Raw genomic sequence first — 24,611 nt, 5'->3', positions numbered from 1 at the left:
AGTCTCCCTTCATCCGGGAACGCAGAAAACGCACGCGGGCCATGCCAAGAGGAGGGCAATTCCCAACGCTACAAAGGTGGTTCGCCCAGTGGTCGCAACGTGTGTGCGGACCCATTCGTCGGAGTGAATCGTGTACTTTCCACGATGTCAACGGCGTTCCGGCTCGCGCCATTGGAAGACTTTTCCCGCACTCGAAAACTGTGCCCTTTTCGATGCCGTCGACGCTTTCCCGTCGCACCGGTCGGCAATCCGCGCGATCTCCCGCACCGTGTCGCGACCCCTGCCGCAGCCGTCGCCGCGGAACGACTGCCGAGTCCGCCTGCGCCGTCGCGTCCCCCGCTCGCGAGCGGCATCGGTGGGTACGAGAGAATATTGCTCGTCCCGGACGAGAGCAGCGGCTCGCCTTCGGTGATCGACGGATGTCTGGACCAGGAGACGACGGGGAGTCGGATCGATCGTGAACCGGGTACGCGGAACTCTCTCGCCGGCCGTTCTGGTTTCGGCCCTGCTCTTCGCGATGGTCGGCTGTCAACCGGGGGACAAGGAGGGCGAGGAGTACTTCACCGGCGTGACGGATACGCGACCGTACGACCAGTGGCTTGCCGCGCGGTCGGAGATACCGGCCGATCTCGCGCTCGGCGGGCAATTCCGCACCGTGCCGGGTCATGACGCGGCCAAGGGCGGGGATCGGGTGCTGCGTTATCGCGTTCAGGTCGAGAAGGGCCTCGAACTCGACGGGCGAAACCTCGCCCGCGCGGTGCACGAGACGCTCAACGACGCGCGCAGTTGGGGTGGCGACGGCACGATCGGCCTGGAGCGCGTGAGTTCGGGTGCGTCTTCGTTCACCGTGACCGTGGCCAGTACGGGAACGGTCAATTCGTGGTGTGCGAAGGACGGTTTGGATACCGGTGAGCAACGGGTCTCCTGCAATGTCGCCTCCACCCGCCGGGTGATGCTCAACGCGTGGCGCTGGGGGAAGGGATCCGCCACCTACGGCGACGATCTGGCGAACTACCGACGCATGTTGATCAACCACGAGGTCGGTCATCGCCTCGGTCACCTGCACGAGACGTGTGCCCGATCCGGCGCCCCCGCACCGGTCATGATGCAGCAGACCCTGACCCTGGTCACGGGCGGCGCCACGTGCCGGCCCAACCCGTGGCCCCGTCCGTAGTCGGTGCCCGGGAGCACCACCGCGCAACGGGACGACGGCATCGGCCCGTTCGGCACCGAGCGCGGCCGTAGGGGCCGCACCGGGTGCCGAAGACCCGGGTCAGCTCTGCCCCAGGACCTCCTTCGCCGCCCGCTCGCCCTCGGTCGCGCCGCCCTCCATGAAGCCCTGGAAGTCGTACGACGTGTGCTCGCCGGAGATGTGTATGTTGCCCTGGCGGGTGCCCTCGTAGCCCGCATGGCGGTGCAGGTAGCCGACCGGCCAGTACGAGTAGGCACCCAGCGAGTACGGGTTGTTGGTCCACGAGGAGAGCTGGGCCTTGCCGGTCCACTGGGCCTTCGTGCCGGGGAAGAGGTTGTCGATCTGCCCCAGGTAGGTGCCGGCCAGGTTCGCGACGTAGGCGTCCTGCTCGGCGGTGTTGAACGGGCCGGCCGGGTGGAGACCGGAGGCGCGGGTGCCGCCGCCGTACTGGATGAGCACGCCCTTACCGCCCGGCTGGCCCTTGGTGGTGTCCCAGGTCTGCTGGAAAGGCAGGTCGGTGAAGGCGTCCCCGGCGGCCACGCCCGGCCAGGGTCCCAGGCCGTTGCCGTTCGCCCCGAGCCAGGTGCGCTTGGCGAACTGCATGTTGAGCTTCGAGACGTGGCCCATGCGCGCGTCGCGGAGCAGGTTCGTCATCGGCGGGTCGAAGTTAGCCCGGGTCGGATCGAGGCCCTGGAGGATCGGCAGCGGCACCGCCAGGATCGTGTGGTCGGCCGTCACCGTCGTCGTGGTGCCGTCGTTGTCGAAGGTGAGCGTCTGGGTGCCGTCGCCGTTCGCCCGGACGGCGACCAGCCGGTGTCCCATCCGCACGGTGCCGGGCGGGAGCGCGGCGTTGATGGCTTGCGGCACCTGGTCGTTCCCGCCGACGACGTGGTACCGCTCGTTGGAGCCGCCCCAGATGTTGAAGTGCCCCGGGTTCGACTGCCAGCCGAGCATGCACACGGCGGCGTAGGCGGACTGGTCCACGGTCTCCGCGCCGTATTCGACGGTGTAGGCCACGTCGAGGAACCGGCCGAGCTTCGACGAGGAGCCACCCGGCGTACGAGAGTCGATCCAGTCCCGCAGGGTCGTGTTCGAGATCGTGGTGCCGGCGGGGGTGGTCCGGTTCCAGGTGACGTCGCCGCACTCCTGGTAGTCCCGGCGGACCGCCTGGTACATCGCCTTGAAGTCCTCGTCGGCCTGCGCACGCGGGTAGTAGGTGTTGTCGAACCACAGGGTCTCGACGGCGCCGTTGGGCCCGGAGCCGGCGAAGTCCACGGTGGTCAGCCCGAATCGACGGCACAGTTCGAGCATCTTCTTGTGCCCGGTGTCGATCAGCTCGCCGCCGATCTCCGAGGTCTGGCCGCCGCCCCAGTAGGTCTGTTGCGAGTACATCCGCCCGCCGATACGGGTGGGATTGGCCTCGTAGACCGTGCACTTCACCCCGGCGTCGGCCAGGGTCAGCGCTGCCGTCAGGCCGGCGATGCCGGCGCCGACGACGACCACCCGGCCGGGGTTCACCGGCGGTCTCGCGGCGGTTTCGCCGGCGATCGCCGGCCGGGACATCCCGGCGCCGGCCAGGCCCAGGCCCAGACCCACCACGCCGGCGCGCTTGATCAAGGTACGCCGGCTCGGTCCGGTCGGGTCCGCGGCGGCCTCGGCACGGATCTCCCGGAGCTCGCCGACGGGCATGCGCAGGGCCGCTGCGGCCCGGTGGTCGGCGGCCATGCCCTGCAGGGCGGCCATGGCACGGGTTCGGCTCATCGTGATGCTCCTTGGCGAGAGGTCGGTTGCCCGGCCCGGAGGCCGGATGTTCCGGGCATGGCGAAGCCCCCGGGTTGTACGCGGAACCGGAGGGGAAGTACGTACGGCCCGGGGGCCGGTGGGGCGGGCGGGGCTCAGCGTTCGGCTGCGTCGTCCAGGATGATGCGGCCCATCTGCTCGTAGCGTTCCGGGCGTCGGTGCTTCATGTAGAGGGCGAGGGCGATGCCGGCGAGGAAGAAGCCGCCGACGATGTAGGGGATCAGTTCGAAGAGCAGGGTGTCCGCCGCCGCGCCGGCCGCGGTGTCCATGTTGTAGACGAGCAGTCCGACCACCACGCCCATCGCGAGGCCGCCGGCGATCGGCGCGGTGAGGGTGTTGAACCAGTGTTTGGTTTCCGGGTGTTTGTGCTGCACGTGGAAGTAGCCGACGACGGAGAAGGAGCACAACGTCTGGACGATCAGGATCGCCATCGTGCCCAGCAGCGCGAGCAGGCCGTAGAGGTGCACCGACGGGTCCATGTCCGCGACGATGAACGCCGCCACGAGGATGATCGCGATGACGGACTGGACGAAGGACGCGATGTACGGCGAACCGTGCCTGGGGTGCGTCCGGCCGAGCGCGGGATGGATGAAGCCCTCACGGCCGATCGCGTAGAGGTAGCGCGAGGCACACTGGTGGAAGGCCATCGCACAGGCGAAGGAGCCGGTGACGACCAGCCATTGGAAGATCTTGACCGAGGTGTCGCCGAAGTGCTCGCCCAGCGGCGCGAAGAACAGCGTGCCCTTCGAAGCCGCATCGGCCAGACCGGACTTGCCGGCCGCGGAGACCATCATCCAGGACACGAAGATGTAGAACAGGCCGACGCCGACCACCGAGATCAGGGTGGCACGGGGAACCACCTTCTTCGGGTCGCGGGATTCCTCCCCGTACATCGCCGTCGACTCGAAGCCGACCCAGGACCAGAAGGCGAAGAACAGCCCGAGTCCGGCCGCGCCCATGCTGCCGTTGACCCCGTCGAACGCCTTGAGCGGGTTGACCGCCTCGCCGATGATCCCGTCCGGGCCGCCGCCGGTGAACAGCACCGCGAAGGAGACGACGGCGAGCACCGCGATCTCCAGGACGAGCGCGACACCGAGGAACTTGGCCGTGAGGTGTATGTCGAAGAACGCCATCGCCGCGATGACCACGAGCCCGAACATCGCGTAGTAGCCCCAATGCAGGTCGAGCCCCCATTGGTCGCTCGCGAGCTGCTTGAACGAAGCGGCGAAGAAGCCGATGATCGAGGCTTCGAAAACGACGTACGCCAGGACCGCGAGCAGGCCCGACGCCATGCCCGCGACGCGCCCCAGGCCGTGCGAGATGAAGCCGTAGAACGCCCCGGCCGCCGTGATGTGCTTGGCCATCGCGACGTAACCGACGGAGAAGACGGTCAGTACGAGGGTGGCGAAAAGGTAGGCGGCGGGGGCGCCGATGCCGTTGCCCGAGCCGGCGATGATCGGCAGGTTGCCCGTCATCGCGGTGATGGGGGCGGCGGTGGCGACCGCCATGAAGACGACGCCGAGCAGGCCGACGGAGTTCGCCTTGAGCCGGTCGACCTGTTCGCCGGGAACCGGGACCGCCGCGTCGACCTCGGCGCTGTCGAGGGGCTGTTGCTGGGTGGACATCCCACCTCCGTGAAGGGTGTGGCCGCGCACGGCACAACACGTGTAACGGACGCCTGTTCCCCGGTTTCCTGGTGATCAGGGTGCAATCCGACGGGCCGTCAGCTTCCCGTCGAAGCGGAACACCCCGCAACCGGCAATGCGTCAGAAGAAGACCCAAGGCATCGACACTGTGACCGTTGCCACGGCCGACCGAAGACCCGGGTGTCGACCCCCTGTTCCCCCACATGTCCACTCGTCCGGGCGAACGACGATGCGTCCATCCGGTTGTAAGGGTGCCCCGGTTCCGGACGGGAAACCCGCGGCCACCCTCGGGCACGCCGGCGGGCCGACTCGGCGACCGCCGCGCCGCATCGCGGCGGTCCACCGAGCGCGGCCGGCGGGAACGGCCCACGCACGTCCCGATCGGCCGCCTCACCCCGCACCGGCCACCCGCCGACGTCCTTTGACGCACCCCCGGCCGGCCTCCGGAAACTCAGCGGGCCAGCAGATCCCGGATCGCCGCAGTGATCTCGTCGGGGGCCTCCTCGGCCATGAAGTGGCCCGCCCGGGTCAGGCGGTGGTCCAGGTCCGGGGCCCAGGCTCGCCACAGCCCGGCCGCGTCGTAGGCCAGTCGGGCGCCCCAGTCCTGCTGGACGACCGTCACCGGCATGGCCAGTTGCGACCCGGCGTCCAGGTCCGCCCGGTCGTGCGTGACGTCGATGCCGGCCGAGGCCCGGAAGTCCGCGACGATCGACGGCACCGCCGCGGCGCTCGCCCGCAGGTACTCGGCGCGCACCTCCGCCGGCATGGCGGTCGGGTCGTCCGCCCAGGCGTCGAGGAACGAGCCGTGGAAGGCGTCCGCACTGCCCGCGATCATCGTCTCCGGCAGGCCCGGCGGCTGCGCCATGAGGAAGAGGTGGTAGCCGACCGCCGCCGAGACGCCGCGCAGGACGTTCCACATGTCGAGCGTCGGCACGATGTCGAGGATGCCCAGGTGCGTGACGGTCTCCGGGTGGTCCAACCCCGCCCGGAAGGCGACCAGCGCGCCCCGGTCGTGGCCGACCAGGGCAAAGCGCTCGTGGCCGAGTGCGGCCGCCAGGGACACCACGTCCGCGGCCATGGTGCGCTTGGCGTACACCTCGGGGTCGTCGGCCGCCGGCTTGTCGCTCGCGCCGTAGCCCCGCAGGTCGGGGCAGATCACCGTGTGCTCGTCGGCGAGCCGCTCGGCGACGTGTCGCCACATCAGGTGGGTCTGCGGGAAACCGTGCAACAACACGACCGGGCTGCCACTGCCGCCGACGGCGACGGCCGACCGCACCCCGTTGGCACCGGGCAGGCGCAGGAGATCGAAGCCGGGAATGGTGAGCGTCATGAAAGGCCATCCGTTCGGGTTGGGGGGAGCGACCGGATCAGCCTGTACGACGTCGATCAGCAGCCGATCAGTACGGCTGGCCGCGGCCGACCGCCGGCACCGAGGATGAGGGCATGCGAATCGACGTGCTCGGTGCCGTGCGAGCCCTCCGCGACGACGGCAGCCCGGTCGACCTGGGGGGACCACGCCACCGCGAGGTACTCGCCCGGCTCGTCGCCGCCGAGGGACGCATGGTCGCCACCGACACCCTCGTCGACGACCTGTGGACCGATCCGCCGGCCCGCGCCGTGGGTGCCTTGCGTACCTTCGTCGCCGCGCTGCGCCGTGCCCTCGAACCCGACCGGCCGCCCCGTGACCCGCCGCGCGTACTGGTCACCGAAGGTCCCGGGTACGCGCTGCGCCTGCCCCGCGAGGACGTGGACGCCCATCGGTTCCAGGACACCCTGGCCCGCGCCCGACGCGACCCCGACGCGGTGACCGAGCTCGGCGCGGCACTCGCGGACTGGCGCGGGCCCGCCTACGCCGATGTGCCCGGCTCCGCGTGGGCGCAGCGCGAGCGGACCCGGCTGGAGGAGCTGAGGTTGGCGGGGGTGGAACTGCGCGCCCGGATCCTCCTCGACTCCGGGCAGGGAGCCGACCTCGTCGCCGAACTGGGTGCCCACGTCGCCGAACACCCGTGGCGCGAGCCGGCCTGGGGGCTGCTTGCCCGCGCGTTGGACCGCGCGGGGCGCCGGGCCGACGCGCTGGCCACCCTGCGCCGCGCCCGCGCGATGCTCGTCGAGCAACTCGGGCTCGACCCCGGCGCGGACCTGCGGCGGCTGGAGACGGACATCCTCACCGGGGCCGTGTCGCGCGAGGGCGCACCGGACGGGTGGACCGGTCCCGGTGTCCGGCTCGGCCCGCGCACCACCGTGGATCTGGCCCGTACCCTCGCCCTGGCCGGCGGCGACGCCCTCGTGCACTCGCGGCGCGACCGCCTCGCGGCCATCCGGGCGGCGGAACGCACGGGAGACCTCGCGCTGACCGCCCGGGTCATCGGCGCCTACGACGTGCCCGCCATCTGGACCCGCGCCGACGACCTCGAGCAGTCCCGCGCCGTCGTCGCGGCCGCCGAGCGCACGCTCACCGCACTCGGCCCCGACGGCCCCGCCGACCTGATCGCCCGGCTCCTGGCCACGGTCGCCGTGGAGAGCCGCAGTGCCGAGTTGTCCGCGCCCGAACTGCAGCGCGCGCGGCAGGCGGCCCGGCAGGCCGAGGCGTCGGCAAGGGACCTGGCCGATCCCGCGCTGTTGGCGTTCGCCCTCGACGGGGTGTTCCTACAGTCCTTCACCCGCCCCGGGCTCGCGGCGGTACGGGATCGGATCGGCGTCGAGATCCTGGATCTGGCCACCCGGCACGAGCTGCCGAACTTCGCCGTACTCGGCCGACTCGTCCGCCTGCAATCGGCCTCGTCCCTCGGCGACCTCGACGCCGCGACCGCGCACGCCGAGGCCGCCGAACGGCTCGCCGCCGGCACCGAGGCGCCCCTCGTCCTCGTCCTCACCGCGTGGTTCCGGGCCCGGGTCACGGCCGCCCGCAGCACCGAACCCGGCGGACCGAGCGCCGCCACGGCCGCGGCGCACTACCGCGCCGCCGAGGACGCCCTGCGGACGGCCGGCATGCCGGGGCTGCACCGCGGCCTGTTCCCGCTCGCCCTCCTGGGGCTGCGCCTGCTGCACGATCGACCCGCGCCCACCGACCCGCACCTGGACTGGGGTCCGTACCGCCCCTGGGCCCAACCCCTGGTACTGCTCGCCCGGGACCGGCGCGAGCAGGCCCGGGCCGCCCTGGCCGCGCTGCCCGAACCCCCGGGTGACCACCTGCAGGAGGCGCTGTGGTGCCTGACCGCCCGCGCCGCCGTACGCCTGGGCGAACGCCGCATCGCCGCACACGCCGCGACCGTCCTGCACGATGCCCGTGCGGAACACGCGGGCGCCGCCTCCGGCATGCTGACCCTGGGCCCGGTGGCGCGCTACCTGGCGGAGGCGCAGGCGTGCGCCGGAGGTGGGTAATCGGCGGGGGCACGTGCTGCCGGGACGGGGCCCGCTCCGGCCCGGGAGGTCACGGTCGGTCGGCGATGCGGTGCGCCAACCAGGCGAGGGCGGGCGGCATCCGGTATTCGACGGCGTGGTGGCCGCCCTCGAACAACTCGAAGTGCACGACGTCGTCCGGCACTTCGACTGCGGCCAGCGCATCGCGGAAGGCGAGTGCGCCCAGGTCGAGGAACCACTCGTCGTGGGTGCCGGCGTCGATCCGGATGCCGCGCTGGGAGCGGAGGGCGTCGGCGTGCGCGCCGGCCATCCGGACCGGATCCCACGCCAGCCAGCGCCGCCACTCGTGCTCGCGCAGCGCCCCGGTGCGGGGATCGAACGGCAGGGTGGGGGAGCCGTCGGGGCCCGGGGAGAAGCAGGCGGAGACGCCGAGGATCTCCAGGAGGTTCAGGTCCTCCGGCTTGGTGAAGGCGACCCGCGAGCGGAAGTCGTCCCACCAGCGGAGGATGTCGCCGTCGTAGGCCCGCAGTTGGCGGGCCGCCATGAGGAAGTGCGGCTGGTACTGGGCCTCGGACAGCGAGTCGCCGGAGTGGGTGGCGAAGGCGCCGAACAGATCCGGGCGGAGCATCGCGGTGATCGCGGCACCGAGTCCGCCGCTGGACTTGCCCGCGATGGCTCGGTGGTCGCGCGAGGGGAGCGTGCGGTAGTGGGCGTCGACGTACGGCACGATTTCCTCGCACAGGTAGGAGTGGTAGCGGCCGGTGCCGGGTGAGTCGATGAACTGGCTGCCTCCGTACCTGGTCCAGGCGTCCACGAAGACCAGCAGCATCCCGGGTGCCTGGCCGCGGGCGAAGATCTCGTCGGCGAGTTCGGGGACCGGCTTGCGAAAGGCCGTGCGATTGCCCCAGACCGGGAGCGTTCCCGCGTAGCCGAGCAGCAGATACGTGACGGGGTAGCGGCGTCGGGGCGCGTCGTCGTACCCGGGTGGGGTGTAGACCCACAGCGGGCGTCGGGTCGGGTCGTCGAGGGGATTGCCGTGTAGCAGCGCGCTGTCGACGACGTGTTCGTCGATGCGGCCGGCGAGGGTGAAGTTCGACATGCTCCGGGACAGTACTATGATTTCAAAATATTTGAATCCATAGTTTCCGGAAGATGGGGTGACGCCGTGACAGCACGGCATTCGGCGGCGGAATCGGCCCGGCCAGGGGACTCGATCGATCGGCACATCGCCCGCTGGGGGCACGAAGTCCCGGGCCTGGAGCCGGACTTGGAAGGTGCCGTCACCCGCATGCAGCAGCTCGTATCGCATCTGCGGCACCGAAAGGAGGCGGCGCTGGCGCGGCACGGCCTGAAGCTGTGGGAGTACGAGATCCTGTGGCGCCTGCGCTCGGCGGGGCAGCCCTACCGAATGGCACCCACCCGCCTCGCCCAGGGACTCGGCGTGCATCCCGCGACCCTCACCCACCGCCTCGACCGCATGCAGGCGGCGGGCCTGATCACCCGTGAGCACACGACGGAGGATCGCCGCAGCCTGCTCGTCGGCCTCACCCCCCGAGGGGCACAGACCTGGGCGGCGGTGATCGACGACCAGCGGGAGGCCGAGGCCGCCTTGCTCGCCCCCCTGGCCAAGGAGGAACTGGGCCACTTGGCCGCCCTCCTGCGCACCGTGGCCCTCGCCATCGAGGAACACGGCCCACCACTCATGCCGGACGTCGACTGACCCCGACCGAAACACGCCGAAGGCGTCGGCGGAGCCGGGAGTGGGCGTTCGTACCCGGGCGTTGTCGTGCCCGGTCGGGGCCGCCTCGGTGTGGTTCTTGTCCGCGTGGGGCGGTACGTTCCGTACGCCTGAACGGGGGCGTAGGACGGACCCATCGTCGAGAGGTGCCGGAGCCGTGTCCAGCTGGTTGACGTTGGTGAAGATCGAGCCTGCGCTGCTCGGCGAACTGCGGGAACGTGCCGATCCGGTGGGCGAGTTGCTCGGCACGCGCGGGCGGGGCGGGGACGGTGACGCGCACGGTGAGGACTACCGCTCCCTGTGCGGTGTTGCCGAGGGCCGGGCCGAGGTCGAGGAGGGGACGGCCGACTGGACGGCGGTGTATCCGGCCCTGGCCCGGGCGGTCGGCGACGGGGGCGGCGCCGGTGAGGTGCTCGATCCGGGCGACGGGACCGCATTCGTCCTGACCCCGGAGGAGGTCGCGCGCGTTGCCGCCGGGCTCGCCGACGAAGGCTGGATCCGCTTTCTCGACATCGCCCGCTTCTATGTTGCGGCCGCAGCCGAAGGCCGAGCCGTTCTCGGACAGGTGAACTAGGCGGCCGGCCGCGGCGGCTCGCGGGCGCGTTCGCCGGTCGCGCGCCGGGAACCGGGCCAGGGCCTGCGCGGGTGCCTCCAGGCCGGCGAAGGCCACACCGCCTACCTGAACCTTGCCGCCGTACCCACCCGCACCGCGCTCGTCTTCGTGGCCACGGTCCGGGAACGACCCGCAGCCGCTCGACCGCGCGTCCTCGGTGCGGCCCGGGCCGTTGTGCGCCACAAGCACCCGGCCACGCCCGCCCCGGCGGGGCGGGCGGTCGGCTCACCGTCGCCGGCCGGGCGTCGGTTGTTCGGCCGTGTGTCGTTCAGGTCGGGGCGTCCGGCAGGTGCATGACGTAGTGCCACTGTCCGTCCTGAAGTCCCGTGTACCGCAGGTTCGCAAACGCCGCGTGCAGTGCCTTGCGTGCGGCCTGGTTCCCGACCCGGATCTGGGCGTGCAGCACCCGCACCTCGGCTGCCCGGGCCAACGACGCGACTTCCTTGACCAGTCGGGGGCCGAGGCCGCTTCCCTGGTATCGGTCGAAGACCAGGGCGGCGAGGTCGGCCTCGTGCGGATCGCCGTTCAGGCCGTACTCGGCCCAGCCCACGATGCGGCCGCCGCGCTCGGCCACGTACGCGTTCCAGGTGTTCTGCGCCCGGCCTTCGGTGATTCGGGCCAGGTACCAGTCGGGGATGCCGGCGCCGGGTACGCCGAACCGTCGGGCGAGTGCGTCGGGTGAGATGTCGGCGGCGGCCCGGCCGAGTCCGTCGATGTCGTCCGGGTGCCAGGAACGCAGGTGCACGGTGTCGGGGGCAACCACGGCGGTCATGGTGATCAGCTCCGGGTGCGGCGGGTGATGCCGAGGGCGGCGACGGCGGATCCGGCGGCGGTGGCGGCGATGAACCACCAGGCGTGCCGGAAGGTGGGCGTCGGATCCGGTGTGCTGCCGGCCGTGCCGAGGACGGCGACCAGGATGGCGACGCCGAGGACGTAGCCGAGTTGGCGGCTGGTGTTGACCACCGCGCTGCCGGTGGCGGCCTGGGCGCCGGGCAGTTCGGTGGTGGCCCGGGAGAGCATGACGGGCATGGCCAGGCCGATGCCGACGCCGATGACGAGCCAGCCCGGCAGGATCTGCGTCGCGTACCGGGGATCGGCGGACGCACTCGCGGCCAGCAACACGGCACCGCCGGCGAACAGCAGGTTCCCCGCCGCCACCAGGGCCCCGGCTCCGACGCGGGTGGCCAGGTGCCGCCCGACGATCGCGAACAGCGGCACCATCAGCGGACCCGGCGCGATGGCCAGGCCGGTGACCAGGGTGGAGTAGCCGGCCGGACCCTCCAGCCACAACACCACGGACGGGAAGACCGCGCCGAAGGCGGTGCAGAAGGTCAGGACCGTGATGTTCGCCCAGACGAACTCCGGTGTCCGGAACAGGGCCGGGTCCACGACCGGTGCCGGGTGACGCAGTATTCGCACGACGAACACGGCGATACCGACGGCGGCGACGGCGAAGGTGGCGAGGGTCGCCGTTCCGGTCCACGCCCACTCCTGGCCCTTGACCAGGCCCAGCGAGAGCGCGCCGAAGGCGACGATCAGCGCCGCCGTGCCGAGCGGGTCCGGCATCCGCACGGCCGAGGCGTCCCGCAGGTCGGGGAGCAACCGCCGGGCCACCACGAACGCCGCCACGCCGACCGGGATGTTGATCAGGAACACCCAGCGCCAGGACAACTCCACCAGGCCGCCGCCGACCACCGGGCCGACCGCTGCGGCGAACGAGCTGGTGGTGGCCCAGATCCGGACCGCCCCGGCCCGCCGCGTTTCGGGCAGCGTGGTGAGCAGCAGCCCGAGGCCGGCCGGGGTGAGCACGGCCGCGCCGATCGCCTGTATCCCGCGGAAGAACACCAGCCACCACAACTGGGGCGCCAGCGAACAGGCGGCGCTCGCAGCGGTGAACAAGGCCAGTCCGGCGAGGAACGCCGGTTTGCGGCCGTACCGGTCGGCCAGGCGCCCGGCCGGGATCAGCAGCGCCGCGTAGACGATGGCATAGGCGTTGAGGACCCAGCTCAGCTCCGCGAGCCGCACGCCGAAATCGGTGCCGATGTCGGTGAAGGCGACGTTGACCACGAACACGTCGAGCATCGCGACGAATGCCGCGGCGCACACGACGAACGTGATCGCCGACGATCCGACCGGGTCCTGCCGTCGCACGCCCTCGGTGGCTGGTGTGGTCTGCGCGGCCATGGGAGTCCCCCTGCGATCCATGCGAGCTACCGGATATCCGTCGAAGACAGCGCTCCGCCGGCTGCTCCGTCGGAGCGAGAGGCAGGGCTGACTATCTGTGAGTATAGGTAGGTAGGGTCTGGCTATACAAGGAGCAAGCCAAAGCGGGTACGATGGGCGGCATGCCGGTTGTCATGGAGGGCGCGCTTGCCGACCTCGGCGCGTGGAAGACCGACCACTGCTCACTGGTCAAGGCGCTGGAGGTGGTCGGAACCCGCTCCGCGCTGCTGATCCTGCGTGAAGCCTGCTACGGCACGACCCGGTTCAGCGGCTTCGCCGGCCGCATCGGCATCACCGACCGGGCCGCCGCCCAGCAGTTGCGCCGTCTGACCGAGGCCGGCCTGCTCGCCAAGCGTCCCTACCGGGAGGACGGCGGCCGCACCCGCGACGAGTACGTGCTCACCGAAATGGGCAGCGACCTGTTCCCGGTGATCGTGGCCCTGATGCAGTGGGGCGACAAGCACCTACAGGACGGCCCCGCGCCCTTGCACTACGTCGACCACGAAACCGGCGCCCCGCTCCACGTCGAACTCCGCACCGAAACCGGCGACACGCTCGAACTGGAACAGGTCGGCGTCCGGAAGAACCCCGCCTGGCACGCACCGAACCGAACGCCGCAACCGAACTCGCCTTCCTGACCGCCGCCGCCCCCGGCGTCGGACGTCTCGGCCGGTCACGATCGGCGGCGCCGCGCGAGCGGGAAGGTGCGCTCCTTCTCGGTGCGGCGGTCGGGCCTTGTGGGGCGGTCGGGGCGGGAGTTTGCGGGGCGATCAGGACGGGAGCCAGGCCGGTTCAACCACACAGTTGAGTCGCGAAGTCGCCGATCACGCCGAAGTTCACCCCTTTCGCCCACCCCTGCGCCGCCCGCGTGCCGACTCGACTCGATGGCTCCATGCGGGCCGGTCGTGCGTGCGGGGCGTTGCCCGTGGCTGCATATGTGCGATGTTCAAATGTCTGACCTTTGTATGTATGCTGTTTGCATGAAACGCATCAGCACACCGCGTAGGTCGGCAAGCCTGTCCGCGCAGCTCGTGGACAGCCTTCGCGCGCACATCGAGGCCGGGGGATGGCCCGTGGGCACGCGGATCCCGCCGGAGCAGGCCCTGGTCGAGGAGCTCGGGGTCGGCCGCAGCACGTTGCGCGAGGCGCTCGGTGCGCTGGTGCATCTGGGGCTGCTGGAGGCCCGGATCGGCGATGGCACCTACGTCCGTTCGTCGAGTGAGCTCCAGTCGGTCATGGTGCGGCGAGCCGGTGCCGCGCAGCGGGACAACGTGCTCGAACTGCGTACCGTCCTGGAGGAGTACGCCTCGGGCGCCGCCGCCCTGCGTCGCAGCGAGGAGCAACTGCACCAACTGCGCGAGCTGTTGGCCGACGCCGACGCGGCCTGCGCGGGCGAGGACATGGCCGCGGCCGGGAGCGTCGACGCGTTGTTCCACCGGGCCGTCGTCCGGGCGAGCGGAAACGACCTCCTGATCGAGGTGTACGACTACCTCGGTACGGCTCTCGCCACCTCGCTGGGGGGCCTGCCCTGGGACGCCACCGGCGCCGAGGAGCACGCCGACCTGCACCGGCGGCTCGTCGACGCGATCGAGGCCCGGGACGAGAGCGGTGCCCGCGACGCGGCGGGTGCGATCGTCCGGCTCACCCGCGACCGCGAGGCCCGGGCGGCACGACCCGCGGAGGGACGGTGAGCGCACAGCCGTCGTCGATATCCGACCCGCCCGCCGCCTCGACCCCGCCGGCTGTCGACCACACCCGATCCGTCGTGTCGATCGGGCTCCTGTTCGCGATCTGCCTCGTGGCGGCGAACCTGCGTACCACCCTCACCGGCGTCGGCACGCTGTTGCCCGCGATCGAGCACGGCAGCGGTCTGACGGCGAGCTGGGGCGGACTGCTGAGCACCCTCCCGCTGCTGACGTTCGCCGCGACGTCGCCCCTGGTGGCCCGGGCCTCCCATTGCTTCGGCACCGCCCGCCTGCTGGTGGCCGCCCTCGCGGTGCTGGCCGTCGGGACCGTGATCCGGTCGCTGCCCTCCGTGATCTGCCTGTTCGCCGGGACCGTGATCCTGTCCGCCGCCATCGCGTTCGGCAACGTGCTGCTGCCCGCGCTGATCAGGCGGAGCGTGCCGGCACACCGCATCCAGGGCGTCAGCGCTCTCTACGTCACCGTCATGGGCGTCACCGCCGCGGTCTCCTCCGGTGTCTCCGCACCGCTTTCGCACACCCTGCCGGGCTCGTGGCACACCGCTCTCGCGTGGGGTATCGCCTTCACCGTCGCGGCGTTGCCGGTCTGGCTGCCCCGGATGCGGGGCGACCGGCCGCAGACCTCCGGCGGCGTCACCCGCAGCCCGGTTCCCTGGCGGTCGCGACTGGCGTGGCAGGTCAGCATGTTCATGGGCCTGCAATCCCTGGCCTTCTACACCGCCGTCGCCTGGCTGCCCAGCATGCTGATCGACCACGGCACGAGCAGCACCACGGCTGGCTGGATGCTCTTCTACTACCAAGTGATCGCCCTGACCGCCGGCAGCCTCCTGCCCCTGCTCACCCGGGGCCGGCACGACCAACGATGGTTCGCGGCCGGGGCCTCGCTCCTGATGGCCGCCGGCTTCGTCGTACTGCTGTTCGCCCCCGCACTGTCCGTCGTGGCGTGCACGCTGCTCGGCCTGGGCGGCGGCGTGTGCCTCGTGCTCGCGCTGACCTTCCAGAGCCAACGGGCCGGCAGTGCCGGCGAAGCCGCCGCGTTGGCGGGCATGGCACAGTCCATCGGCTACCTGGTGGCGGCGGCCGGCCCCCTCCTCCTCGGCATCCTGCACGACGCCACGGACAGCTGGACCCTTCCGCTCGCGGTCCTGGTCGTCCTCGGCCTGCTCATGGCCGGTGCCGGATACGGCGCGGGACGCGACCGCCAGGTACGGCCCGCCGCCGGCTGACGAGTGTGCACCACGGGGACCGTTCCCCGCGCCGGAGCCGCAACGTTTCGGCGCCGGCGCGGGTCGACCGGCCTGCCGTCGGGACGCGGGAGACCGCCCTGCTGCGGGTGTGGTCCCGCCGTTCGTGGGGGTTTCGTCGGGGTTCAGAGTTTCCGCAGGGAGGTCGCGATGTTGGTGATCGCCTCGCCGACCCGCTCCATCGTGTCGGCGGTGTAGCACAGCCGGAAGTAGCCGGGCGAAGGACAGTGCATCTCGCCGCCGGGAAGGAGCAGGACCCTGGCGTCCGTTCGCAGGAACGCTTCCAGGAGCGCTTCGCGTCGGTCGATCTCGTGGTTGATCAGGACCAGGTCCTTGGGGAACTTGGCGCTGTCCAGGTAGGCGCTCAGGTCGAGAAGGAAGAACTGGGTCGCGTTGCGCGAGACTTCGCTCATGCCGACATACGGGATTCCCGCCTCGCGGAGTCGGTGGGCCGCGTCGTCGTGGGCGGATTTCAGTCGTGCCGGGTAGTCCTTCATCAGTGTCGTGGGGAACTCGCTCGGCCGGTCGGTGGTGCCGAACAGTTCGCGCACGTACGCGCACTTGAGCGAGTCGAGGGGGCCGAACCAGGACAGCGACTTCCACGTCTCGTCGCCCTGCATGACCCTGCGTACGTCGTTCGACTTGGAGACCAGGAAGCCGATCCGGAATCCGGACAGTCCGAAGTCCTTGGTCAGTCCGTACACGAGGTGGATGCGGTCGGGGGCGGTGGCGTAGGCGTCCAGGGAAAGGACGCTGGTGAACGCGTCCTGGCCGGTGCTCTGGGCGTGCGAGTAGATCTCGTCGGAGACGATGTGCATCTGGCGGTCGAGCGCCCAGCGACAGATGTCCTCCAACAGTTGCCTGTCGTAGTTGACGCCCAGTGGGTTGTGCGGGTTGGTGAGTACCAACAGCTTGGGCTTGGGGTCCGGGGCGGCGTCGTAGGCACGGTCCAACGCGGCGACGGTCAGGGTGAGTCGGTCGGCACCGTCCAGGCGCGCGGGCACGCATCGGAGCCCGGGTCGCTGTTCGAAACACCACAGGAAGCCGGGCCAGAAGGGCGCCGGCAGCAGCACGCGGTCGCCCGGGGTCAGTACGCCGCCGTGGATCAGCGCGAAGGCCAGCGACTCCAGTGCCCCCGACCCTCCGGCGGTGGCGTACACGTCGTACTCGGGGTCGATGCCGGCCGAGAACCTCTTCCGGAGGAATGCCGTGATCGGGCCGAGCAGTTCCGGCACCCCGTACGGGGGCGACGCGTATTCGGCGTCCGCCTCGGTCAGGACCACCTTGGCGAAGACGTTGTCGCGGAGCAGGTCGAACAACAGGACGTTGTTCGCGATGCCGAGGTTGAAGACGTCCTCGGTGGCGATCCGGGCGTAGGCGACCAGGCGTTCCTCGGGGTCGGTGATCCGGCGCAAGCGCTCCACCGCCACGGCGTGTTCGACGCCGGCGACGAGCGCGGCGTCCGCGTCCTGCCCGGTGGTCGTGCGTGCGGAGGTCGTCGTCATGTCGGACTCCTTGTGGTTGCGGCGGATCGGGCCTTCCGGCCGCGAGGTCGCCGGGTCCTCGGGCCCTTCGACCGTGCGTCCGCCGGACGCCTGTCGGCCAATCCGGACAGCCACTCGGACCATGAAACCAACTCGTTGTGATGGCGTTCGCCGGGTGCGGCGCCGCCTTCGGTGCGGCGCCGACTCGAATGGACCAGCCAATTGGTTCGAGTGTCCCGCCGCAGACCCCGATGAGGGGGCGGCCACGGTGGGCGAGGGGAGTGCGATCTGTCGGATGTCGACGCCCGGCCGGGGTTCGCCCGGGGCGACGCGATTCGCCGATCGGCGGGAGGGAATCCAAACAACCGTACCGTCGTCCTTGACGACGGGTCGTCCCAGGGAGGTCACGCGGTGGGTACGCACGTCGACATCGTCAAGCCACTGCCGGAACTGCTCGGGCAACACGCCCGGCGACTGGGGGACAAGGTCTGTTTCCGGGACCCGTTCACACGGGTGACCTACCGGGAGTTGGAACGAAGGACCGCACGGCTGGCCGGTCACCTGGTCGGGCTGGGTGTGGCCCGTGGCGACCGGGTGGCCGTACTGCTGGGCAACCGTGTCGAGATGGTGGAGAGCCTGCTCGCGATTACCCGGGCAAGCGGCGTGGGTGTGCCCCTGGATCCCGGGAACTCGGAGCAGGAGTTGGCCCGTTTGCTGGACCACAGCGGCGCGCGGGTGCTCGTCACCGATGTCGGTTGCCTGACCCGGCGGCCGGCGGCGGCGCGATCCGGGCCGAGCGTGGTGGTGGTCGACGGCGGCGACGAGGACGGGGACGGCGTGGCCGCGGTCGCGGAAGGGGTCTTACGGTACGAGGAGTTGGCGGGTACGGAGCCGCGGACGCCGGCCCGGGACGACCTCGCGTTGGACGAAGTGGCTTGGCTGCTCTACACCTCGGGCTCCTCCGGCACGCCCAAGGGTGTCCTGTCCACCCAGCGCAACCGCCTCGCGCCGATCGCGACCGGCCTCGTCGGCATTTTGGGTCTGTCCGAAGGCGACCACGTGCTCTGGCCGTTGCCCCTGCACCACGCGATGAGCCAGGTGGTGTGCTTCCTCGGGGTGACCGCGGTGGGGGCGAGCGCGGTGCTGCTGCCCCGGTTCTCGGTGGCCGGGGTGCTCGGCGAACTCCGGCACGAGGACGCCTCGTTCACCCTGCTCGGCGGCGTCCCGACCACGTATTCGGCGCTGCTCGACGCGATCCGGGGGGAGGAGGGCGACGGGGACGGCGGCGGTCTGGGCGCCCCCGCGCTGCGCGGTTGCGTCAGCGGCGGCGCCGCGGCGGGGTCCGGCTTCCGCGAGTCCTTCGAGGCGATCTGCGGTGTGCCCTACCTGGAACACTACGGCAGCACGGAGGCGGGCCCGGTCACCATGCCCGCGCCGGGCGAGGCGACGGCGTCCGGGGAATGGGGGCGCGTGCTGCCCGATACCCGGGTCCGGGTCGGCGGGGGCCCCGACGGCCGGGACACGGGCGAGGGCGAGCTGTGGGTCAACGGGCCCGGGGTGATGGCCGGTTACCACGACAGACCACAGGAGACCGCGGCGGTACTGCGCGACGGCTGGTTCCGCACGGGTGACCTGGCCAGGATCGATGCCGTCGGTGGGTTTGCCGTCACCGGCCGGGCGAGTGATCTGATCATTCGAGGCGGGGTGAACATCCATCCTGCGGAAGTGGAGGCGGTGCTGCGGCGGTTGCCGGGGGTGGCGGACGCCGCCGTGGCCGGACGCGCGCATCCGGTCTTCGGCGAGGTGCCGGTCGGCTATCTGGTTGCCGCAGCCGGTCGCGATCTGCCGGACCGAGGGCTCATCCTCGCCGCCTGCCGAGCGGAACTGGCCGGTGTCAAGGTCCCCGTCGAACTGTTCGAGGTGGCGGACCTGCCCCGTACCGGGTCCGGGAAGATCCTGCGACGCGAACTCCCCGGCGGTCCGGCGCGGGCACTGGGCGCGGAGGCGACCGGGAAGCCGGCGCCGGACCTGTTGGCCCTGGTACGCGGCGAGGTGGCCGCGGTGCTCGGCCGCACGGTTCGAACGGTCGAGCCGGGCACGGCACTTCGGGACCTGGGCATGGACTCCCTGACCGCGACCGTGCTGCGCGAGCGGTTGTCGGCGGCGACCGGCCTGCCGCTCTCCGAGGCCGTCGCCTTCGACTTTCCCACGGCCGCCGCGCTCGCCGCCCACCTCGGGGCCCGGAACGCCGCCGCGCCGGCCGGCGTCGCGCCCGGGCGATGCAGTGCCGCCCGGTCCGACGAGGACCCCGTGGTGATCGTGGGGATGGCCTGTCGCTATCCCGGAGACGTGACCTCCCCCGAGGAACTGTGGCGGTTGGTGGCCGACGGGAGGGACGCGATCGGTCCCTTCCCCACCGACCGGGGCTGGGACACCGGGGCGCTGTACGACCCGGACCCCGGGCGATCGGGGCGCACGTATGTGCGCGAGGGCGGCTTCCTCACCGGCGCGGACCGCTTCGATCCCGGCTTCTTCGGCATCTCGCCTCGCGAGGCGTTGGCGATGGACCCGCAGCACCGACTGCTGCTCGAAGTGGCCTGGGAGACCTTCGAACACACCGGCCTCGTCCCCGACACCCTGCGCGGCTCGGCGACCGGGGTGTACGTCGGGCTGATGTACAGCGACTACGCCCGGCACCTGACCAGGACGCCCGAGCAGGTCGAGGGATACCTCGGTCTCGGCAACGCCGGCAGCGTCGCCTCCGGGCGGATCGCCTACACGTTCGGCCTCGAAGGCCCGGCCCTCACGGTGGACACGGCGTGTTCCTCGTCCCTGGTGGCCCTGCACCTGGCGGTCCAGGCGCTGCGCCGGGGCGAGTGTGCCTTCGCGTTGGCCGGCGGCGCCACGGTGATGTCGGGACCCTCGTCGTTCGTGGAGTTCAGTCGGCAGCGGGCACTGGCTCCGGACGGCCGCTGCAAGGCGTTCGGCGCGTCCGCCGACGGCACGGGATGGGCCGAGGGCGCCGGGATGTTGCTGCTGAGCCGGTTGTCCCGGGCGCGCCGCGCCGGACTTCCGGTACTGGCCGCAGTGCGCGGCTCGGCGGTGAACCAGGACGGGGCGAGCAACGGGCTGACCGCACCGCACGGCCCGGCGCAGCAGCGGGTGATCCGACAGGCACTCGCGGACGCCGGCCTCGACCCCGGGGACATCGACGCGGTGGAGGCGCACGGCACCGGCACCCGGCTGGGCGATGTCATCGAGGCGGAGGCGTTCTTCGCGACGTATGGGCGGCAGGCGCGCCGACGTCCCCTCCACCTGGGCTCGGTCAAGTCGAACATCGGTCACACCCAGGCCGCCGCCGGAGTGGCCGGCGTGATCAAGATGGTGCAGGCGATGCGGCACGGGGTGCTGCCGCGGACGCTGCACGCGGACGAGCCGACGCCCCGGGTCGACTGGTCGACGGGGCGGATCGCGCTGCTGACCCGCGCGGTGGAGTGGCCTGCGGGGGAGTGTCCGCGCCGGGTTGGCGTGTCTTCGTTCGGTATCAGTGGGACCAATGCCCACGTGGTGCTCGAAGAGGCTCCGGTCGACGGGGCGGCCGTGGCGCCGGGTGCCGCGGCGGACGGCGGGGCGGTCGGTGGGCGGGTCGGGGTCGGGGCGGTGCCGGCAGGTGTAGTCGTTGGGCCGGAAGGTGCGGCTGCGGCGCCCGAAGGCGCGCCCGCAGCGCCGGAGGGTACGGCGGCGGTACCGGAGGGTGTGCCTGCGGTACCGGAAGGTACGGCGGCGGTGCCGGAAGGTGCGCCCGCCGTGCCGGTGGTTGCGCCCGCCGTGCCCGTTCCGGTGTCCGCCAGGAGTGCCCCGGGGCTGCGGGCCCAGGCGCGGCGGCTGTACGACCGGGTGGCCGCCGCCCCCGACCTGGCCCCGGTGGACGTTGGCTACTCGCTCGCCACCACGCGGGCGGCCTTCGAGCACCGGGCCGTGGTGGTGGCCCGCGACCGGGCCGAACTGCTCGACTCCCTGCGGGCCGTCGTGGAGGGCGGCGACCGGCCCGGAGTCCACACGGGCACGTCCCGCCGGCACGGCCCGCTGGCCCTGTTGTTCACCGGCCAGGGCAGCCTGCGGGTCGGCATGGGCCGGGAGCTGTACGAGTCGCGGGACCGGTATCCGGCCTTCGCGGGTGCGTGGGACGAATGTGCCGCCCTGTTCGACCCGCTGCTGCCGGTGCCGCTGCGGGACGTCGCGTTCGCCGGGCCCGATACGGAGACGGGTGCGCTGTTGCAGACCACCCGGTTCGCGCAGCCGGCGTTGTTCGCCCTGGAGACGGCCCTGTTCCGGCAGTTCGAGGCGTGGGGGGTACATCCCGACCTGGTGGCCGGGCACTCGGTGGGCGAGGTGACGGCGGCACACGTCGCCGGCGTGTTGTCCCTCGCGGACGCGTGCACCCTGGTGGCGGCCCGGGGCCGGTTGATGGACGCACTGCCGCCGGGCGGCGCGATGGCGGCGGTGGCCGTCGGCGCGGACGAGATGGCCGCCCATCTGGCCGAGACGGGAGGCGCGGCGGAGATCGCCGCGGTCAACGGGCCCGCCTCGGTGGTCGTTTCCGGTGACGAGGCCGCGGTGGGGGAGGTCGCCGCGTACTTTCGCGAGCGGGGTCGTTCGGTGACGCCACTGCGGGTCGCCCACGCCTTCCACTCCGCGCGGATGGAGCCCGTGCTGGCCGACTTCGCGGACGTGGTCCGGCGGTTGTCCTTCGCCGCGCCGCAAGTGCCCCTGGTCACCGCCCTGTCGGGTCGGGTGGCCACCGACGAGGATTTGGGCACACCGCAGTTCTGGGTGGACCACATCCGCCGTCCGGTCCGCTTCGCCGATTCGGTGGCGCGACTGGGCGAGCGCGGCACGGCACACTACGTCGAACTGGGGCCGGAGGGGGTGCTCACCGGCCTGGTCCGGGATTGCCTCGCCGGGTCCGGACGAGCCCAGGCGGACCCGGGTGAAGGGGGCGGCGGCGAGCGCGGCCCCGCGCCGCTGGTCCTGCCGACCCTGCGCGGGAGTCGGCCGGAAGCCGATGCCCTGCTCGACACGCTGGGCGCGCTGTACGCCCACGGCGTGCCCGTCGACTGGCGGGCCGTCTTCGCCGGACGCGCCGGGCGGCGTGTAACCCTGCCCACGTACGCCTTCCAGCGCCGCCGCTTCTGGTTGGAGCCCGACCCGGAACCGGCGCCCGGGTCCCCGACGGTCGAGGCCGCCGCACATCCGTTCCTGCGGTCGGGCACCCGCACGGCCGACGACGACGGGTTGTTGCTGAGCGGGGTGCTCTCGGTGCGCGAGCAGCCGTGGCTTGCCGACCACGTGGTGGCCGGGGAGATCCTGCTGCCGGCGACCGCCCTCGTGGAAATGGCCCTCTACGCCGGTGGGTTGGTGGGTGCGGACGTCCTGGACGAGCTCGTCCTGACCGCGCCGCTGCCGCTCCCCGCGGACGGTGCCGTCGCGGTGCAGGTGAAGGTGGCCGGGGCGGACGACGCCGGACGGCGGACGCTGCTCTTCCACTCCCGGCCGCACCCTCCGGCCGGTGACCGGCCCTGGCTCCGGAACGCCACCGGCACGCTCTCCCCGGCGCGGCCGGCCGCGGACCACGAAGAGACCGACGGCGCGTCCCGGCCGCACGTGTCCCGGCAACACGAGTCCCGGCCGCCGGCGGCGACGCCACTGGCTGCCGACGGCCCGGGAGCCGGACCGTACGAGCGACTGGCCGCCGCCGGGCTGCGTTACGGCCCCGCCTTCCAGGGCATGCGCGCCGTCCGGCGGCACGGGGACGAGCTGTACGCGGACATCGCGCTGCCCGAAGCGGCCCGCGCCGGGCATCCGGAGCCGGCCGGGCCGGAGTTCGTCCTGCATCCAGCCCTGTTCGACGCGGCGCTGCACGCCCTGGCCCTGGACGGCCTGGTCGGCAACGCCTCCGGGACGGCCGGCGGCGGGTTGTCCCTGCCGTTCGCCTTCGGCGGAGTGCGTGTGCACGCCACCGGCGTACGGCGTGTGCGGGTACGGACGAGTCCCGGGCCCGACGGGCAGGCCGCGGTGGAGTTGACCGACGAGCAGGGCGCACCGGTGGCGACGGTGCGTTCGCTGACGCTCCGGCCCCTGCCGGCGACCGGGGCGGCAACGCCGGACACCGTCGCCGGTGCCCTGCACCGGACGGACTGGGTGCCGCTGTCCGAGCCGCCCGCATCCGCGGCCATCCCCCGCTGGGGAGTGCTGGGTACGGCGGGCACATCGCCGGTGGACGCCCTCGCGCCCCCCGGTTCCGGCGTCCCGGTGTACCCCGATCCGGCGGCGTGCGACGCGGCGCACACCGTCATCATGGCCGTGTGCCCACCTGCCGACCCGAGCGGCGACGCGCGGGACCGGGCCGCCGCGATGCTGCGGGCGGCGGACCGGGCGCTGAGGCTGGTGCGGGAGTGGCTCGCCCAACCGCACCTGTCCCGCTCCCGGCTCGTCCTCGTGACGTCCGACGCCGTCGCCGTCGCCCACGAGGATCCCGCCGCGACCGGCGCCGGGTTCGGCGAGTCCGGCCGATCCGGCGAAACGGCGTCCCTGCCGTCGCATGCGCCGGTGTGGGGACTGGTGCGCTCGGCCCTGCGGGAAAACCCGGGCCGCTTCGCCCTGATCGACGTGGACGACCACCCCGCCTCCCGGACCGCCCTGCCCGCCGTGGCGGCCGGCGCGCTGCCGGAGGCGGCCGTACGCCGAGGCACGGTGTACGTGCCGAAGTTGGTGCCGCTGGCCGAGGGGGCATCGCAGCCGCGCACGCGGCGGCCGCTCGACCCGGAGGGCACCGTCCTGGTCACCGGCGGTACCGGTTCGCTGGGCATGCTGGTGGCACGGCACCTGGTCGCCGCCCACGGCGCCCGGCACCTGCTGCTCGCCGGCCGACGCGGACCGGATGCCCCCGGGGCCCGGGAACTCGTCGCGGAGCTACGCGAGGCGGGCGCCCGGGTGGCCCTGCACGCCTGCGACGTCGCGGACCGGACCGCGCTCGCCGCCCTGCTCGACGCGGTACCGGTGGCCCACCCGCTGACCGGCGTCGTGCACACCGCGGGGGTGCTGGACGACGGCGTCGTCACCGCGCTCACCACCGACCGGCTCCGGCGGGTGTTGTACCCCAAGGTGGACGCCGCGCTGGCCCTGCACGAACTGACCCGGGGGCACGACCTGGCCGTGTTCGCGCTGTTCTCCTCGGTGGCGGGCACCTTCGGCTCCGCCGGCCAGGCCAACTACGCGGCGGCCAACTGCGCGCTGGACGCCTTGGCCCGGCACCGCGATCGGCTCGGGCTGCCCGGTACGTCGATCGTCTGGGGCCCCTGGTGGCAGCACGACGGCATGATGGCGCACCTGGGCGACGCGGATCGGCAGCGGATGGCCCGCTCCGGGTTCGTCCCGCTCAAGCCGGCGGAGGGGCTGGCCCTCTTCGACGCCGCCGTGGCCGGCGACGAACCCGTCGTGGTGGCGGCCCGCCTCGCCCCGACCGCTCGCCGCGGCGGCGACCCGGCCGCGACCGGGCGGCGAACTCCCGCCGCCGACACGGGCAATCGAGGCGGTGCGGCGGTTGCT

The 24,611-nt window shown here is 72.3% G+C and carries 15 protein-coding genes; 8 read left to right on the top strand and 7 right to left on the bottom strand.

Going from position 1 to position 24,611, the window contains the following annotated elements; all coding sequences use genetic code 11:
- Positions 1-457: 457 nt before the first annotated feature.
- Positions 458-1,174 carry a DUF3152 domain-containing protein gene (locus ACFXMF_RS15740; protein WP_360307103.1) on the top strand — a complete coding sequence of 239 codons (717 nt, stop codon included), beginning with the start codon at positions 458-460 and terminating at the stop codon, positions 1,172-1,174.
- 99 nt (positions 1,175-1,273) lie between these two features.
- Here ACFXMF_RS15740 and ACFXMF_RS15735 read toward each other — a convergent pair whose 3' ends face one another.
- The 3 genes from ACFXMF_RS15735 to ACFXMF_RS15725 all read right to left on the bottom strand — a co-directional run bounded on the left by ACFXMF_RS15735 (position 1,274) and on the right by ACFXMF_RS15725 (position 5,968).
- Positions 1,274-2,953 carry an FAD-dependent oxidoreductase gene (locus ACFXMF_RS15735; protein ID WP_360307106.1) on the bottom strand — a complete coding sequence of 560 codons (1,680 nt, stop codon included), beginning with the start codon at positions 2,951-2,953 and terminating at the stop codon, positions 1,274-1,276.
- 134 nt (positions 2,954-3,087) lie between these two features.
- Positions 3,088-4,617, bottom strand: a complete 1,530-nt coding sequence (locus ACFXMF_RS15730) for an APC family permease (protein WP_379989948.1) — start codon at positions 4,615-4,617, stop codon at positions 3,088-3,090.
- Positions 4,618-5,089: 472 nt separating this feature from the next.
- Complete coding sequence (locus ACFXMF_RS15725) at positions 5,090-5,968, bottom strand: alpha/beta hydrolase (RefSeq protein WP_360307108.1); 879 nt, start codon at positions 5,966-5,968, stop codon at positions 5,090-5,092.
- 113 nt (positions 5,969-6,081) lie between these two features.
- Here ACFXMF_RS15725 and ACFXMF_RS15720 point away from each other — a divergent pair, with 113 nt between their 5' ends.
- Positions 6,082-8,019, top strand: coding sequence for an AfsR/SARP family transcriptional regulator (locus tag ACFXMF_RS15720; RefSeq protein WP_360307111.1), 1,938 nt, complete (start codon positions 6,082-6,084; stop codon positions 8,017-8,019).
- A 49-nt stretch (positions 8,020-8,068) separates the two neighbouring features.
- Here ACFXMF_RS15720 and ACFXMF_RS15715 read toward each other — a convergent pair whose 3' ends face one another.
- Positions 8,069-9,097, bottom strand: coding sequence for an alpha/beta hydrolase (locus tag ACFXMF_RS15715; protein ID WP_379989947.1), 1,029 nt, complete (start codon positions 9,095-9,097; stop codon positions 8,069-8,071).
- 189 nt (positions 9,098-9,286) lie between these two features.
- On the opposite strand from ACFXMF_RS15715, the gene ACFXMF_RS15710 reads away from it, so the two are divergent.
- Entirely contained in the window at positions 9,287-9,718 is a 432-nt protein-coding gene (locus ACFXMF_RS15710; protein WP_360307117.1) for a MarR family transcriptional regulator, read from the top strand.
- A gap of 175 nt (positions 9,719-9,893) precedes the next feature.
- Positions 9,894-10,310 (top strand): hypothetical protein, encoded by a 417-nt coding sequence (locus ACFXMF_RS15705; protein WP_360307120.1) that lies wholly within the window; start codon positions 9,894-9,896, stop codon positions 10,308-10,310.
- 307 nt (positions 10,311-10,617) lie between these two features.
- Here the strand turns inward: ACFXMF_RS15705 and ACFXMF_RS15700 are convergent, their stop codons facing one another.
- Complete coding sequence (locus tag ACFXMF_RS15700) at positions 10,618-11,121, bottom strand: GNAT family N-acetyltransferase (RefSeq protein ID WP_360307123.1); 504 nt, start codon at positions 11,119-11,121, stop codon at positions 10,618-10,620.
- 5 nt (positions 11,122-11,126) lie between these two features.
- Positions 11,127-12,533: a DHA2 family efflux MFS transporter permease subunit gene (locus ACFXMF_RS15695; RefSeq protein WP_379989946.1), complete on the bottom strand. Its 1,407-nt coding sequence runs from the start codon at positions 12,531-12,533 to the stop codon at positions 11,127-11,129.
- Between the two features lie 161 nt (positions 12,534-12,694).
- On the opposite strand from ACFXMF_RS15695, the gene ACFXMF_RS15690 reads away from it, so the two are divergent.
- The 3 genes from ACFXMF_RS15690 (at position 12,695) to ACFXMF_RS15680 (ending at position 15,501) form a co-directional block, all read left to right on the top strand.
- Positions 12,695-13,210 carry a helix-turn-helix domain-containing protein gene (locus ACFXMF_RS15690; RefSeq protein ID WP_360307129.1) on the top strand — a complete coding sequence of 172 codons (516 nt, stop codon included), beginning with the start codon at positions 12,695-12,697 and terminating at the stop codon, positions 13,208-13,210.
- Positions 13,211-13,552: 342 nt separating this feature from the next.
- Positions 13,553-14,263, top strand: coding sequence for an FCD domain-containing protein (locus tag ACFXMF_RS15685; RefSeq protein WP_360307132.1), 711 nt, complete (start codon positions 13,553-13,555; stop codon positions 14,261-14,263).
- Entirely contained in the window at positions 14,260-15,501 is a 1,242-nt protein-coding gene (locus tag ACFXMF_RS15680; protein ID WP_379989945.1) for a CynX/NimT family MFS transporter, read from the top strand. The genes ACFXMF_RS15685 and ACFXMF_RS15680 overlap by 4 nt, the downstream gene beginning before the upstream one ends.
- 143 nt (positions 15,502-15,644) lie before the next feature.
- Here the strand turns inward: ACFXMF_RS15680 and ACFXMF_RS15675 are convergent, their stop codons facing one another.
- A complete protein-coding gene (locus ACFXMF_RS15675) occupies positions 15,645-17,024 on the bottom strand; it encodes a pyridoxal phosphate-dependent aminotransferase (RefSeq protein ID WP_379989944.1) in 1,380 nt (459 codons plus the stop codon).
- Positions 17,025-17,414: 390 nt separating this feature from the next.
- On the opposite strand from ACFXMF_RS15675, the gene ACFXMF_RS15670 reads away from it, so the two are divergent.
- A partial coding sequence (locus ACFXMF_RS15670) for an SDR family NAD(P)-dependent oxidoreductase (protein WP_380020661.1) occupies positions 17,415-24,611 on the top strand: 7,197 nt, incomplete at its 3' end.

It is taken from the genome of Embleya sp. NPDC059213 (assembly GCF_042754445.1).
Classification (GTDB): domain Bacteria; phylum Actinomycetota; class Actinomycetes; order Streptomycetales; family Streptomycetaceae; genus Embleya.
This window is presented reverse-complemented; position numbering and strand designations above follow the sequence as displayed.

What these genes read in the sequence shown, in the direction of transcription:
- ACFXMF_RS15735 (WP_360307106.1), bottom strand. Translation starts at nt 2,953, where the DNA reads ATGAGCCGAACCCGTGCCATGGCCGCCCTGCAGGGCATGGCCGCCGAC.
- ACFXMF_RS15730 (WP_379989948.1), bottom strand. Translation starts at nt 4,617, where the DNA reads ATGTCCACCCAGCAACAGCCCCTCGACAGCGCCGAGGTCGACGCGGCG.
- ACFXMF_RS15725 (WP_360307108.1), bottom strand. Translation starts at nt 5,968, where the DNA reads ATGACGCTCACCATTCCCGGCTTCGATCTCCTGCGCCTGCCCGGTGCC.
- ACFXMF_RS15720 (WP_360307111.1), top strand. Translation starts at nt 6,082, where the DNA reads ATGCGAATCGACGTGCTCGGTGCCGTGCGAGCCCTCCGCGACGACGGC.
- ACFXMF_RS15715 (WP_379989947.1), bottom strand. Translation starts at nt 9,097, where the DNA reads ATGTCGAACTTCACCCTCGCCGGCCGCATCGACGAACACGTCGTCGAC.
- ACFXMF_RS15710 (WP_360307117.1), top strand. Translation starts at nt 9,287, where the DNA reads ATGCAGCAGCTCGTATCGCATCTGCGGCACCGAAAGGAGGCGGCGCTG.
- ACFXMF_RS15700 (WP_360307123.1), bottom strand. Translation starts at nt 11,121, where the DNA reads ATGACCGCCGTGGTTGCCCCCGACACCGTGCACCTGCGTTCCTGGCAC.
- ACFXMF_RS15695 (WP_379989946.1), bottom strand. Translation starts at nt 12,533, where the DNA reads ATGGCCGCGCAGACCACACCAGCCACCGAGGGCGTGCGACGGCAGGAC.
- ACFXMF_RS15690 (WP_360307129.1), top strand. Translation starts at nt 12,695, where the DNA reads ATGCCGGTTGTCATGGAGGGCGCGCTTGCCGACCTCGGCGCGTGGAAG.
- ACFXMF_RS15685 (WP_360307132.1), top strand. Translation starts at nt 13,553, where the DNA reads ATGAAACGCATCAGCACACCGCGTAGGTCGGCAAGCCTGTCCGCGCAG.
- ACFXMF_RS15675 (WP_379989944.1), bottom strand. Translation starts at nt 17,024, where the DNA reads ATGACGACGACCTCCGCACGCACGACCACCGGGCAGGACGCGGACGCC.